Annotated in this window: 6 protein-coding genes and 2 tRNA genes; 4 read left to right on the top strand and 4 right to left on the bottom strand. The window is 61.3% G+C overall.

Features of this window, described 5'->3' with window-relative positions:
- The first annotated feature begins 200 nt into the window (after positions 1-200).
- The gene (locus ACNKU7_RS13220; RefSeq protein ID WP_418297459.1) at positions 201-1058 is read left to right on the top strand and encodes an alpha/beta fold hydrolase; all 858 of its coding nucleotides are present in this window, start codon (positions 201-203) and stop codon (positions 1056-1058) included.
- A gap of 115 nt (positions 1059-1173) precedes the next feature.
- A complete protein-coding gene (locus ACNKU7_RS13215; protein WP_418297458.1) occupies positions 1174-1884 on the top strand; it encodes a 2OG-Fe(II) oxygenase in 711 nt (236 codons plus the stop codon).
- Between the two features lie 156 nt (positions 1885-2040).
- Here the strand turns inward: ACNKU7_RS13215 and rlmB are convergent, their stop codons facing one another.
- A complete protein-coding gene (gene rlmB / locus ACNKU7_RS13210; RefSeq protein WP_418297457.1) occupies positions 2041-2796 on the bottom strand; it encodes a 23S rRNA (guanosine(2251)-2'-O)-methyltransferase RlmB in 756 nt (251 codons plus the stop codon).
- Between the two features lie 3 nt (positions 2797-2799).
- Positions 2800-5709 (bottom strand): ribonuclease R, encoded by a 2910-nt coding sequence (rnr, locus tag ACNKU7_RS13205; RefSeq protein ID WP_418297456.1) that lies wholly within the window; start codon positions 5707-5709, stop codon positions 2800-2802.
- A gap of 302 nt (positions 5710-6011) precedes the next feature.
- Between rnr and ACNKU7_RS13200 the strand changes: the two genes are divergently transcribed.
- Positions 6012-6098, top strand: a tRNA-Leu gene (locus tag ACNKU7_RS13200).
- 137 nt (positions 6099-6235) lie between these two features.
- On the opposite strand, the gene ppc is transcribed toward ACNKU7_RS13200, so the two are convergent.
- Positions 6236-8902 (bottom strand): phosphoenolpyruvate carboxylase, encoded by a 2667-nt coding sequence (ppc, locus tag ACNKU7_RS13195; protein ID WP_418297455.1) that lies wholly within the window; start codon positions 8900-8902, stop codon positions 6236-6238.
- A gap of 169 nt (positions 8903-9071) precedes the next feature.
- Here ppc and ACNKU7_RS13190 point away from each other — a divergent pair.
- Positions 9072-9158: transfer RNA gene (locus tag ACNKU7_RS13190), tRNA-Leu, on the top strand.
- Between the two features lie 95 nt (positions 9159-9253).
- Here ACNKU7_RS13190 and ACNKU7_RS13185 read toward each other — a convergent pair.
- Positions 9254-14311, bottom strand: a 5058-nt coding sequence (locus ACNKU7_RS13185) for a beta strand repeat-containing protein (RefSeq protein ID WP_418297454.1), incomplete at its 5' end; no start/stop codon positions are given.

The raw sequence follows: 14311 nt of genomic DNA, 5'->3' as shown, positions 1-14311 counted from the left end.
TGCAACGGGCGCAACAGATCTACTAAAGACCTCAGGCCTATTGCGGGCGGCGTATTCTATGCGCCCTGCCAACTGGTTGCAAGTTGATCGATTGGATGTGTCCTGGCAGGCAAGGGCCATCCAGCGGGACGTTCCGGTCATGGCCAGCGCCGGCAGCATGACTATATTGGGTGCTTCAGTTTTATTCACGCCAGAGCGCCATGACCACTGCCACCCCAGTCGCCGCAGCTGCCGCTGCATCAGGCCAGCATATCCGGGCTTTACAGCTCGGCCGTTTCCACATCCCGCTGACCGTACACCGGCTGCCCGGCGACCACCCGCTGGCGCTGGTACTGCCCGCACTGGGCGTCCCCGCGTCCAAATACCGGCTATTGCTGGCCACGCTGGCAGAGCGGGGCTACCACACCGCCATTGCGGAGCTGCCGGGCACCGGAGACAGCCACCCCCAGCCGGGACGGCAGGCCGACTACGGCTACAGTGACCTGGTATTCGAGTGGATTCCCCTCCTGCTGCGTGCACTGCGCACCGAGTTCGGGGGTGAGCCGAGCCTGATTCTGGGCCACAGCATCGGTGGGCAGACGGTCACCCTGGCCGCGCGCGCCGGGCTTACCGGCAATGCGCACGTGGTGAGTGTCGCCGCGGGCCATCTGGACAGCCGCAGCTGGCGGGGTTTCAAGCGCGCGGCGGTCATAGGCGCAGCGCTGGCGGCGCTCGCCAGCACCCGGGTACTGGGATATTTCCCGGGCAAACAATTGCGCTTCGGCGGCCGCGAGGCGGCAACCCTGATGCGCGACTGGGGCAAGGGCATCATCCGCGGGCGCTTCGTGCCGGAAACGCACATCCCCCGGGCGGCGGTGCTGCCCCGCCGGTCGCTGCACCTGTGCATCGACGGCGACCCGTTCGCACCCCGCAACGCCACCCAGCGGCTGGCGGAGCTGGTGAGTGGCGAAGTTCGCCGGATCCCCCCCACCTATCACAAGGGCAACCCTCACCTCAGCTGGATCAAGAATCCGGCACCGGTACTGGATATCGTGGAAACCTGGATGACCGACGACTGAGCCGCAGTCGCGATAATTTCCCTCAGTCGATTGAGGGCTTGTCCCCACGCTTCGTCTAATTCTTCAAAGATGAGTCAAAGATGGGCAGACTCAAGATGTTGCGAGGGGAAAGACCATGGATCCGATGATCGTGCAGTTCGACGACGCGGTAGCGGCCGATTATTGCGACCGCTTGATCCAGCGCTTTCAGGAATCCCCGAACAAGACCGCCGGCCGCACCGGTGCCGGCGTGGATACCACGAAGAAGGAAAGCTCTGATCTTTACCTCTCCACACTCGAACCCTGGCGGGATGTGTGCCGAGATATAAACGGCGTGGTTTACGAAGCGCTTACCGCGTATTGCCGGCGCTACCCGCACCTGCTCACCGGGGCTGTTTCCCCGAGCATTCGCGACGCATCCGGTAACGGAGTGCGCGCGCTGGCGGCAGAGGATATCGCCGACCTGGACGAGCAACTGCTCAAGCAGCTGGTGGCCAGCTTCTACCGCTTCGATGGCATCAATATGCAGCACTACCTGAAAGGCAGCGGCGGCTATCACCATTGGCACTCGGAGCACTATCCACATCCGCGGGATCCCGAGCAAAAATCCCTGCACCGGGTACTGTTCTGGCTGCTGTACCTGAACGATGTGGAGGAAGGCGGGGAAACCGAGTTTTTCTACCAGGGTACCAAGGTCAAGCCGCGACGCGGCCGCCTGCTGTTATCCCCGTGCGCCTTCACCCATACGCACCGGGGCAATGTGCCGGTATCCGAAGACAAATACATTCTGACCTCCTGGGTGATGTATCGCCCAGCAAACCAGCTTTACGGCAAACCGGCAGGTTAAAAGACCGGAAACACAACAACAAAAAATAACAATAAAAACAGAGACAACAATAAAAACGAGAACTGACTGGACCTAAGAAAAACAATCTGGATGCAAACAAATGGGGGCTTTGGCCCCCATTTTTTTACCTGCCGATTATTCGCCCCGATCGCCCTGTTAGCGCACCCGCTGGCGTACGGCCTCAAACAGGCACACACCCGTCGCTACCGACACGTTCAGACTGCTGACCTCGCCGGCCATGGGGATTTTGATCAGGTGATCACAGTTCTCCCGGGTCAACCGGCGCAGCCCCGGACCCTCTGCCCCCATTACCAGCGCCAGCGGCCCGGTAAGCTGGGTCTGGTAGATATCCTGCTCCGCCTCGCCGGCGGCGCCATATATCCACACGCCCGCCTGCTGCAACATCTGCAGGGTTCTCGCGAGATTGGTCACGGTGATGAACGGCAGTACCTCAGCGGCACCACACGCCACCTTTCTGGCCGTGGGGGTCAAACCTGCCGCATTGTCCTTGGGCGCTATCACGGCGTGCACTCCGGCCGCCTCTGCAGACCGCAGGCAGGCGCCGAGGTTATGCGGATCCGTGACGCCATCCAGGATCAGCAGGAAAGGGGCCTCACTGCGGCTGTCCAGATCCTGCAGCAGGGATTTGAGAAACTGCTCGTCATACACCTTGGTCGCACTGGCACAGATTGCCAGCGCCCCCTGATGATTCCCATCGTCGCCCACCTTTTCATCCAGCACCCGGCGCTCGACAAAGCGAATCGCAATGTCGTTCTGCTCCGCCTGGCGAATGATCTTTTGCAGTTTCTGATCCCGGCGCCCGCGCAACAGCAGTAATTCCTGCACCTGCTGCGGAGCGCTTTTCAGCAATGCCTGCACTGCGTGCAGGCCGTATACCAGTTCCTGTGCCACTTGTTACTTCTTCTTTCCGGGTTTCTTTTTGGCAAGCTTCTTGTTTGCCTTCTTCTGCGCCGCTTTTTTACCAACGGCCGCCTTGGCGGCTTTGTGCGCCGCCTTGCGCGCAGCTACCGCGGGACGCTTGCCCCCCTTGCGCGTCGGGGTGCGTTTTGGCCCGCGCTTCTTGAACGGCGGCTCGCCGCCGGGGGCCGCATCGCGCTCACCAGGCTCAGCGTCGCCGCCATCCGCAGACTGCCCCCAGGCACTGGCCGGCGGCACGACTTCTGCTTCGCTGCTGCCTACCCTGCGCTTGCGAATCGGCCGCGGGGCTTCTTCTGCGCCCGCATCGCTGGCTGCGGCCTTGCCCTTGATTCCCCCCCAGGGGCTGGGCTTGCCGGCACCGGCACTGAAATCAGACTTGCCGCGACGCTGGCGCTCCTGCTGGAACTCCACGGCCATCTCCATCGCGCGGCCGCTGACACTGGTGGATTCGGCGCCGGACTTGGTCGCCGCTTTCTTCTGCGCTTTCTGCACTGGTAACTCCGGGGGCTCGGCATCGGCGGCGTACCGCCCCGCGGCCTTGGACTGTGACTTCTCCGCTTTCGGTTTGCGGTACTTCGGGTTCTTGTACGAGGGACGCGGGTGCAATTCCACGAAGGAAAAATCCACCTTGCGCTCCTCCAGGTCGACGCGCGCAACCTGCACGGTCACCGAATCGCCCAGGTGGTAGCGCGCACCGCTGCGCTCGCCGATCAGGCGCTGGTGCGCCTGCTCAAAATGGTAGTAATCCTTGGGCAGCGCGGTGACGTGAATCAGCCCCTCCACATACAGGTCATCCAACTCCACAAACAGGCCAAAGCCAGTAACCGCGCTGATCACGCCGCGATACACCTCGCCCACGTGATCCTGCAGGTACTCACACTTCAGCCAGCTGACCACATCGCGGGTAGCGTCATCGGCGCGGCGCTCGGTCATGGAGCAGTGCTCGCCCAGCTCCACCATGGCCGCGGTGCTGTAGGGCAGGATGTCTTCGCGCTCGATGGCGTGGGCACCCGCAGCCTGGCGCACTTTCTTCGCCACCGGCGCAGGGTTCGCGCTGCCGTTGCGGATCAGCCAGCGCAGTCCGCGGTGCAGCAGCAGGTCCGGGTAGCGGCGGATCGGCGACGTGAAATGGGCGTAGGCGCGGTAATCGAGGCCGAAATGGCCGCGGTTTTCCGGCTGGTACACCGCCTGGTTCATCGAGCGCAGCAACATGGTCTGGATGATGTGGAAATCCGGCCGCCCTTCCACCTGCCCCAGCAGGGCCTGGTAATCACTCGGCTGCGGTTGACTGCCGCCCTCCAGCCGCAGACCCAGCTCGCCCAGGTAGGCGCGCAGGTTTTCCAGTCGCTCTTCCTTGGGCGTATCGTGCACGCGATACAGCGCCGGCAGCTCGGCCAGCTCCATCAGCTGTGCCGCGCACACGTTGGCCGCCAGCATGCACTCTTCGATCATCTTGTGCGCATCATTGCGCACCACCGGCACAATGCGCTCGATCTTGCGGGCTTCGTCGAAAATGATACGGGTTTCGGTGGTTTCGAAATCAATCGCGCCGCGCCTGTCCCGCGCCGCCCGCAGGGCCCGGTAGAGGTCGTGCAGGTTGTCGAGGTGCGGGGTCAGCGCTGCAAACTGCTTGCGCAGGCCACTGTCGCGATTGTCACGCTCGTCGACGATCTGTCCTACCTGGGTGTAGGTAAAGCGCGCATGGCTGCGCATCAGCCCTTCGAAAAACTGGTAGCTCAGGATATCCCCGGACTCGTCGATGTGCATTTCACACACCATGCACAGGCGATCCACTTCCGGGTTCAGGGAGCAGAGGCCATTGGAAAGCTTTTCCGGCAGCATCGGCACGACAAAGTCGGGGAAATACACCGAGTTGCCGCGCTGGTGCGCCTCCACATCCAGCGCCGTCCCCACTGCCACGTAGTGGGAGACATCCGCGATCGCGACCAGCAGCTTCCAGTTGCCATTGGGCAGCAGCTCGCAAAATACCGCATCGTCAAAATCCCGCGCATCCTCGCCGTCAATGGTGACCAGGGGCAACTGGCGCAGGTCGATGCGGGCCTTTTTGTCCTCTTCCAACACCTCGTCGGCGATACCGGCCACCTGCGCCTGCACTGCGGCCGGCCACACATGGGGGATTCCATAATTGCGGATGGCGACGTCGATCTCCATCCCCGGTGCCAGGTGATCGCCGAGGATCTCGGCCACCTCGCCCTGGGGAAGGTTGTTGCGACCGGGCTGCGTGGTGATATCCACCACCACATACTGGCCGCTTTTTGCCTCGCCGCACTTGCCTTCGGCCACCAGCACATCCAGGGTCAGGCGGGGATTGTCCGGGCGCACAAAGCACACACCATCCTCGCGGTACAGGCGCCCGGCCAGCTGGTGGGTGTTGTGCTTGATGACGCGCACGATCGCGCCCTCGCGCTTGCCGCGAAAACCTCCCGGGGTCTCGCGCACCAGCACTTCATCACCATCGAACACCTTGCGCATCTGGCGGTGGGACAGGAACAGGTCGTCACTGCCATCGCCCGGGGAGACGAAGCCAAAGCCGTCGCGGTGGCCTATCACATGGCCGCGCACCAGGCTCATTTTGTCGAGCACGCCAAAATCACCGGCGCGATTGCTCGCGATCTGGCCGTCGCGGGACATGGCAATCAGGCGGCGACGCACGCCTTCGCGGCGGTCTTCATCTTCCAGGCTTAGCAGGTCTGCAACCGCTTCCCACGCAACCGGGCCCGACTGCTGCTCCAGCAGGTCGAGCAGGAATTCACGGCTGGGGATGGGTTTTTCGTATTTTTCTGCCTCGCGCTCGGCATGGGGATCGGCATGAACCTCAGCCTGGGAGGGAGAATTTGGTTTGTCTTGATTCAAAACAGCTTCCATTGTTCTGCGAGTGACCGCGCAACAGGCGCGGCTCCGGCATGCACCCGGCGCAGTGGTATGAGTAGGTACAACCAGAATCGGCGAATGCCAGGGCAGCTACCGCTACCCGCAATGTTGCACATTGCCGGCAGTATAAGCGATTTGCGCCCCGATTCCCGACCAGTTTTCACTTGCGGTTCCAGCCCTCCGCTGCGCCGCCGCCACTGGATCCGCGCCCACGGCATAAATTTTCACAAAAAGCGTTGACACCCGTAACCCAACTCAATATAGTGCGCGTCCTCAACGGAGCACACCGTTGAATTGCCCAGGTGGCGGAATTGGTAGACGCGCTAGCTTCAGGTGCTAGTGGCCTTACGGTCGTGGAAGTTCAAGTCTTCTCCTGGGCACCATATCCGCAAAAAAGGCCGACTCGCGAGAGTCGGCCTTTTTTCTTTTCAGATCCCGAGAATCAGCGCAAGCCCAACTAAATCCCAGCCAGCGAGCGCCCACCCCCGCATTCGCGAAGCCGGGCGCCCCAGCGGTACCATCAGCCGGTATTGCGCATACCCGCGGCAATCCCCGCGATAGTTACCATCAGCGCACTCTCCAGCACCGGATCCTCCTCCCGATGGCGCAGGCGATCCATCAATTCCGCCTGCAGCAGATGCAGCGGATCGGTGTAGGGATCGCGCACACGGATGGACCAGCGCATCACCGGGTTGTTATCCAGCAGGCTCTCGCGCCCGGTCAGCCGACTGAGGGCATTGACCGTCCGCGCCAGACGGCTGCGCAACTCAACCCCCAGGCGCTGCAGCTCAGGATCATCGGTCAGGCGCTCCTCATACCAGGACGCGACCCGGGTATCGGACTTCGCCAACACCATCTCCAGCATATCCACCACAGTCTGGAAGAAGGGCCACTCGTCACTCATGCTGCGCAGGGTCTCCGGCGCACCCTCCAGGCCGGTTTCCAGTGCCGCGCCAGTGCCCAGCCAGGCCGGCAGCATCAGGCGCATTTGCGTCCAGGCAAACACCCACGGAATCGCACGCAGCGTTTCAACGCCACCTCCCGGCTTGCGCCGCGCCGGGCGGCTGCCCAATGCGAGACGACTCAGCTCGGTTTCCGGGGTAACCGTGCGCAGGTAGGACACCAGCGCCGGATCCTCACTCACAACCTCTCGGTAGGCCTGCACAGACACATCGGTCAGGCGATCCATCTGTTCGCGCCACTCCGGCCGCGGCTCGGCCGGCGGCAGCAGGGTTGCCTCCAGAGTGGCGGCAACATACTGCTCCAGATTGTACGCAGCCACGGACGGCCGCCCGTACTTGAAGCGAATCATCTCACCCTGCTCGGTTACCCGGATTCGACCGGCAACCGACCCCGGCGGCTGTGACAGCAGCGCCATGCGGGTGGGCGATCCTCCACGGGAAATCGAACCGCCGCGACCGTGGAACAGTGTCAGGGGGATACCGTGCTCGCGGCAAATGGCGGTGAGCTGCTCCTGCGCACGGAACTGCGCCCAGGCAGCCCCCAGGAAGCCCGCATCCTTGGCCGAATCGGAATAGCCGATCATGACCTCCTGCCCTGCGCGCACGCGCTCGCGATAGAACGGCAGGTCAAGCAGCGCGCTCATGGTGCCCGGTGCATTGTCGAGATCGTCCAGCGTCTCGAACAGTGGCACAACGCGCATCGGCTGGGTCACGCCGGCAACCTTCTGCAACAGCATCACGGCGAGCACATCGGAGGGCCGGCGCGCCATGGAAATCACGTAGGCACCCAGGCCCTCCTGCCCCTGCTCGGCAATCACCTTGCAGGTTTCCAGCACCTCGCGCACCTCTTCGGTGCAGTACTCACTGCGATAGAAGGCACCATTGATGAGTGGCCGGCGGCTCTGCAGCTCGGCCTGCAGGAATTTCTGCTTCACCGACTCGCCCCACTCGGCGTAGCTGCCGAGATCGAGGAAGCGGGTGATCGCGTCCACCGCCTCCATATGACGGGTGGACTCCTGGCGGATATCGAGACGCAGCAGGGTAATCCCGAAGCAGTTCAGCCGGCGCATTGTGTCCTTGAGCTGACCATCGGCAATCGCGGCGAGGCCCACATGACGCAGGGAGCGATCAATCAGCGCCAGCTCCTCATACAACTCACGACCACTGGTGTAACCCTCACCCTGCGGTTCCAACCCACCGGACACGCGCGCCTCCATCTGTTCCCGGGTCGTGCGCAGCCGATCCCGGACTTCCCGCAGCAGCAAACGGTATGGCTCGCTACTCGGCCCGGTGCGCGCCAGCAGCTCCTCGCTTGCGCGATGCATCGAGAGGTCGGCAAGCAGGTTTTCCACGTCCCGCAAGTACAGATCCGCCGCCATCCAGCGCGCCAGCAGCAACACCTCGCGGGTAACCCTGGCCGTCACGTTGGGATTGCCGTCGCGATCCCCACCCATCCACGATGCGAAGCGGATCGGCACCCAGTCTGCCGGCAGCGGCCCCAGGCCAGCGAGCGCAAGCTCGTCCTCGATATCCCGCATGCCTTTGGGCACCGCCTGCCACAGCGACTGCTCGATGGTGGCGAAGCCCCACTTGGCCTCGTCGACCGGGGTCGGGCGCTCGCGCCGGATTTCATCCGTGCTCCAGGCCGACAGGATTTGCTCCCGCAGCAAGCGCCGCAGGTGCTCCAGCTCTTCCGGGGTGCGGTCCGGGCGATCCAGATCGGTAAGCAGGTTCGCAATCTGGTCGTATTTGCGGATCAGGGTGCGGCGGGTAACTTCTGTAGGGTGGGCGGTGAGCACCAGCTCTACCGAAAGATCTTCCAATACCTCGCGGACAGTTTCGGGAGCGACATTGGCCGCTTTCAACTCAGCGAGCACCTGACGCAAGCCGCGATCGGTATCGGGGTCACCGGGGAAACGTTCATGCCGACGACGCAGGCGCTCGCGATGGCGCAACTCGGCAATATTGGCAAGATTCAGAAACTGGCTGAACGCCCTGGCAACCTCCAGCAATGTCTTGTCATCCAGCGGATCCAGCAGCTCCCGTAGTCTGGCTACCGGCATTTCGCCATGACTGCGACTCTCAACCGCCGCCTGACGGATGGTCTCAACGGTTTCAAAAAGCGGCATCCCCGCCTGCTCTCGCAGAACTTTGCCAAGTTCTTCGCCCAATAAGCGCACATCTTCCCGCAACGGGGCATTTTGATCCTGATCCACGGACTGCATCTCCCTTTTGGAACTTTGCACCATTTTACATATTTCAGCCGCGAGTTAGATGCCCCCGGCCAATTTTTTGTAACAAAACTACAAAATACATGTCTTTTCAGTCACAACGAACATTTGACACCCCGAAAAAAACCACTATAGTGCGCACCTCAGCGGTGCAAACCGCTTTGCCCAGGTGGCGGAATTGGTAGACGCGCTAGCTTCAGGTGCTAGTGGCCTTACGGTCGTGGAAGTTCAAGTCTTCTCCTGGGCACCATATCTGCAAAAAGGCCGACTCTCGCGAGTCGGCCTTTTTTATTTCTGGCTCAGCGCCCTGCCCGCGACCGCCACTGCGGCCGCGAGCGGCAATACCTACTTACCACCGTTGGCAACCGGCGCCCCCTTGTCTTTGCGGCGCTTCTTCTCGCGCTCATCAACCGGCACCAGCTCCCCGGCAAGTAACCGCAGCTCCGGAGAGTTCAGCGCTTCCACACTGAGACTGTAAGGGCTCACCTCCGTGAAAATCGCAGGGTCGAGCTGGGCGATATCATCCGCGGGAGACTGAACCGTAGACCTGAGGCCCTGTGCCGTTTGCGCACCGGCAACGGACTCCAGGCGATCACCAAAGCCAGCAAATATACCGCCACCGAGGATAAACGGATCGTAATAGGTAATCGCATACAGATTGGCGGACTCGGTAGCGTACAGGCCGAGCGGGATGTAGGTGGTACCCACATCGCCCCAGGGTTGTGTCTCAGTACCCAGGCCAATTTGGCCCGCAATAATGTGTTGATTATCCCGGCCCTTGCCGCTCAGCGCTCCGGCTGTCAGCTTGCCGACACCCGCACTGAGCAACTGCACACTGCCACCGTTGCCCGCGTCAATCTGCCCCAGGATCAGGTCTTTTTCCGCAATCACGGCAACATTGATGTTGCCGCCACTGGTATGGACAGAAAGCGTATCCACTGCGGAATTGATATCCAGGTCACCAGCCAGCGTCAGATCCGCATTACTAGCGCCCAGGGTACCGGTTACGGTTGCCGTATTACTGCTCTCCAGAACCAGGTCACCACTCGGGTCATAACCGAGAACCATTCCCGCCGCCGGGAAGCTCACCGCCGCGCCGGTATCCGAAACTGAAAATGCCAGCTGCTGACTGGTAGCGAGGTGTAATCCACCGGTGCTGTCGGCGAGGGATTCAAAACCTTTGAAGCGATATTCGCCGGCCTGGTTGAATGCGTTTACGCCGCCGTTTACCCGCCACGTCTGTCCGGCCAGCTGCAGGTCGAACCTGTCATCCCCGCTTCCACCGTCGATGGCGGTAGGCTGACTTCCTGACAACACGGTAACCTCGTCATTGCCGCTCCCCAGCACCAGTTGATCCAACAGGGTACCGCGCAGCGAAACAACATCGTTACCGGCGCCGGTATCGAGCGACGTGAGCGCCCCACCTTCCAGCGTGAAGCGATCGGCTCCAGCGCCAGCCACAATATTTTCAAAGCCAGAGAAATCCAGGCTCCCGCCAGAGCCATCGAGGCGCCCACCGGAACTCCCCAGTGTCCAGTTCAGGTCAGCGTCGTCGCTGTACAGGGTATCATTGCCAGCACCCGCAGCCAGCGTCTGCAGCCCATCAAACGTAACGCCCCCGATCTGGATACGGTTTTGTCCCTGCAGGAAATATTCCGTATCCAGCGCGGTGCCGGTGTAGTGGCCGGTATTCGCTACCCGCTCGAGATTTTCAAACAGCACACTGACCGATTCCAGTTCGGCAACCGCCGCACCATTCTGCAACGCACCACCGGAAACTACAGAGGTCCAGCTGGCTGTCTCGCCGCGGACGACGTCCTCACCGCCGGCGCTGTCCACCCGGGAAATTCCGCTGAATTCAACTCCCGCGACACCAACACTGCCATCAGCGCCCAGGACAAACTCCTCGCCGGTGCTGGTGGCCGTCAGGCGATCCGAACCGCCATTGCCATCCACACGATCGACACCTGAGAATTCGATGCCACCCGCAAGCACCTCTCCCACTGTGCCGGTGAGCGAGAAATTCTCATCAGCGCCGCTGCCAGCCAGTCCCGCACCCTCGGTGGTCACGCGGTTTATCCCGGTAAAGGTCACGCCATTTGCCGCGACCTGGCCACTTGCCCCGGCGAGCTGCCAGAGGTTCGCGCTGCTGACGACGGTGTCGCCACTCTCACCACCTGCCGCGACTTCCGCTACATCTTCAAACAAAAGGCCCATGACGGACACTTGCGCCGTGTCGGCGGCCAGGGAGAACGTCTCTGCCCCGGTATTCGCGGCGGCATCAATTCGTGCCGACGCAGTGGCGATTTGATCGATACCGCTGAAGGCGACGTTTTGTGCGCTGGCAGTGCCGCTGGTATCGCCCAGCACCCACTGCAAACCACTCGCCGTGCGCACGGTATCAACGCCGGAACCACCGACGACAGAATTCACCGCGTCAAAGCGAATACCGCCTGCATTGAGCGCGCCGCTGGCGAGCAGGGAATACTCTGTGTCTGTACTGCTTCCGCGCACGACGCCACTGCCGCCGGCAGCATTCTCGAGCCCGGTAAAGGCAATTCCGGCGTGGTCGAGAGCGCCGCTCGCTGTGCCCAGCTGCCAGTCATTCCCCGCCAGCCCCAGAACAGTGTCATTGCCGACACCTGCGGCGACAGAGCTCACCCCCTCAAACTGCATTTCAGCCAGCGCAATCCCATTGCGGCCCGTAACGGTAAGCTCATCGTCATTGCGCGTTGCCGTCAGCGCACCCGTGTTCGCAACCGATGTGACGCCGGTTACCGCAATGCCACCACTGGTCACAGCACCGCTACCATTTACAGTGACGCCATTTAAGGCTTCCAATTGTGTGGCCTGGTCTTCGAATGCCATAGATTCGACACCTGTGAACACCGAAAGCCCCGAGGCGACACTGCCACTCGCGGTAATACGCGCTGAATCCTGCCCGGCTACCGACAGCCGCGCACCCGCTCCCTCAAAGGCCTCGATCCCAGAGAAGGTTATGCCATCGTGAAATACGCTGTCGTCTGCACTCAGCGTGTAGTCTATTCCCGCACGGGAGACCACCTGATCATTCTCGCTGCCTGCGCCCCCGGTAACGTCGCTCACACCGGAGAAATCAATACCCGCTACCGAGAAAGCGCCACTGCCGGTCATATTGAATATATCCGCCAAAGCGCTGCCAACGACGGACGCCGCGGTTACCCGATCAATGCCGCTAAACGCAATACCACTGGTGCTAAAGCCCCCGGTGCTGCCACTTAGGGAAACCTGCGCTGCCGCAGTAACGCCATCGTCGCCCCCGTTTGCATCGACACCTGTAATTCCGGAAAACTCGGTCGTGCCGACCCTAACCCGGTTGTCCCCCGCTACCGCGAACTGGTGACCTCCGGTGTGCCCTGTGAGCAGTCCGTTTCCGCCAGATACATTGGTGAATCCATTAAAGGTCACACCGCCGTGAGCGAAGCTTCCAGCGACCGCAGACAGCGACCAGGCATCGTCAAAACCGCTTGCCAGCTGATCATTGCCACCACCGCCCTGTACCCGCTCAACGCCGGAAAAGTCAAAACCACCGACACTCAGCTCACCGGTGTCACTCAGGCTGAATTGTTCGGCACTGGCGGTACCAATAACCAGCCCGGCCATTGCATCTTCGACGCCGAGGATCTGCAACGACCCGGCGGTAAGAAGCCCGGAGGTATTGCTCAATGCCAGCCCATCAGAGAATCCACTCGCATCAATTGTGTCGCTGCCGGCCAGACCGTCAACAAACGACAAACCGCTGAACGACATGTCCCCGATGGATACAATTCCCGCAGCGTCAAGTGCAAAGTTGTCTATACCGTCAGTGCCATAAAGTCCGGCGCCGGCAACCTCGATCCGCTCAAAATTAACCAGTAAAAAACCATTGCTGGTGACACTGTTATCGCTTTCCAGAAACCAGTCCAGGCCATCTGCACCATAGATAATGTCATCACCACCACCGGCATCAAACCCGAGAATATCGACGAGAACCTTACCGCCGTAGCTGATGCTGCCGTCAGCAGAGAGCCACACCTTGTCATCGCCGCCACTGCCCTGGTAAAGCACCCCACTGATCAGGTCTACGTCGGAAAACAGGATACCGGCAACACTGGTATCGCCATTTGGCATTTCCGTTGCGGTAAACCCGACCGCCGAAATAGTATCGTCACCACCCTGGCCGCTCACATTCTGCAAGCCGACGATATCCATACCGGAAGCGAAAATGGCGTTGTCTGCAGTCACCGTAAATACATCGGAGCTGGAAGAACCCGCCAGACTTTCAACGTCTACCGTTTCTATACCGCGAATTGACAGCGAACCAGCCAGCAGCTCTTTCTCTGCCCCGGTCAGTTCAAGCCCATCAAAATTTCCCGCCCACAGCTGATCACCGCTGACCTCACCTCCGGCATCCAGGAATGTGAGGTTGGCAAACGTCATGTCACCGACGGAAATTAATTGCGTACCGCCGCGCTGACCGCTTGCGACAACAAACACGTCGTCGCCCGCAGTGCCGACAAGTCCTGCAGAAACGGCTTCCAGCTGACTGAATCCGGAAAAGGAGATGCCGTTGTTTTCCGCACTGGATGAATCGGTGAGCAGCCAGTCAACCCCGCTCTGCCCTACAGCAACATTCGCCGCCCCCCCGGATTCCACGGTGGAAACACCGCTAATGACCATCGATCTCGCGCTGATACTTGCATTGTCGACGACTACCAGGCGATCCGCAGAGTCGCTGCCGATCAGGGTCGGGACGCGCACCGTGCTTAAACCGCTGAAGGTTAGGCCGGATGCAGCCAGCGCACCCTCATCGCCCGTCAAAGACAGGCCATTGCTATAGCTACTGGCATCAAGGTCGCCCGCGCCATCGGCAATTACGCGGCTCAAACCGGTAAATACCGCACCGTCCAGGGTGACACTGTTATCGGTGCCCAATACAAATGCAGCGCCGCCCAGGTTATCGGTCAGCGCGCCGTTGTTTGTCGCGAAATCCTCGATTCCGACGAAGGCAATATCTGCATTATCAGTATTCGAAAACCCACCCGCATTTCTTGCCCAATCGTTTCCACCGGACACGGAGTCCTGCCCCGCGCCACCATTAACACGGCTCACCTGGGAGAAAGCCATTCCGTTTGCAGTAACCGAGCCATTACTGTTCAGCACAAAACTGCTGCCGGCACCATTGGCGTTCAGGGTTGCGGTGGTCACCGCCAGGATGTTCGAGAAATCGATACCGCCGGCGGTTAGGGCGAAATCCCCGGTGCCGAGGGTGGCGCTGCCGGTGGCGGTCGCATCCAGGGTGTCCGCACCATTGCCGCCATCAACGGCATCCAGCCCGGAGAAGGTCAGCCCGCCGGCTTGCACTTCATTGGCAGCCGCCAGTAC

Origin of the sequence: Microbulbifer weihaiensis (assembly GCF_048323715.1) — a bacterium.
Classification (GTDB): domain Bacteria; phylum Pseudomonadota; class Gammaproteobacteria; order Pseudomonadales; family Cellvibrionaceae; genus Microbulbifer.
This window is presented reverse-complemented; position numbering and strand designations above follow the sequence as displayed.

Excerpts from the sequence above, each read along its gene's own strand:
- ACNKU7_RS13220 (WP_418297459.1), top strand. The coding sequence starts at position 201 with ATGACCACTGCCACCCCAGTCGCCGCAGCTGCCGCTGCATCAGGCCAG.
- ACNKU7_RS13215 (WP_418297458.1), top strand. The coding sequence starts at position 1,174 with ATGGATCCGATGATCGTGCAGTTCGACGACGCGGTAGCGGCCGATTAT.
- rnr (WP_418297456.1), bottom strand. The coding sequence starts at position 5,709 with ATGGAAGCTGTTTTGAATCAAGACAAACCAAATTCTCCCTCCCAGGCT.
- ppc (WP_418297455.1), bottom strand. The coding sequence starts at position 8,902 with ATGCAGTCCGTGGATCAGGATCAAAATGCCCCGTTGCGGGAAGATGTG.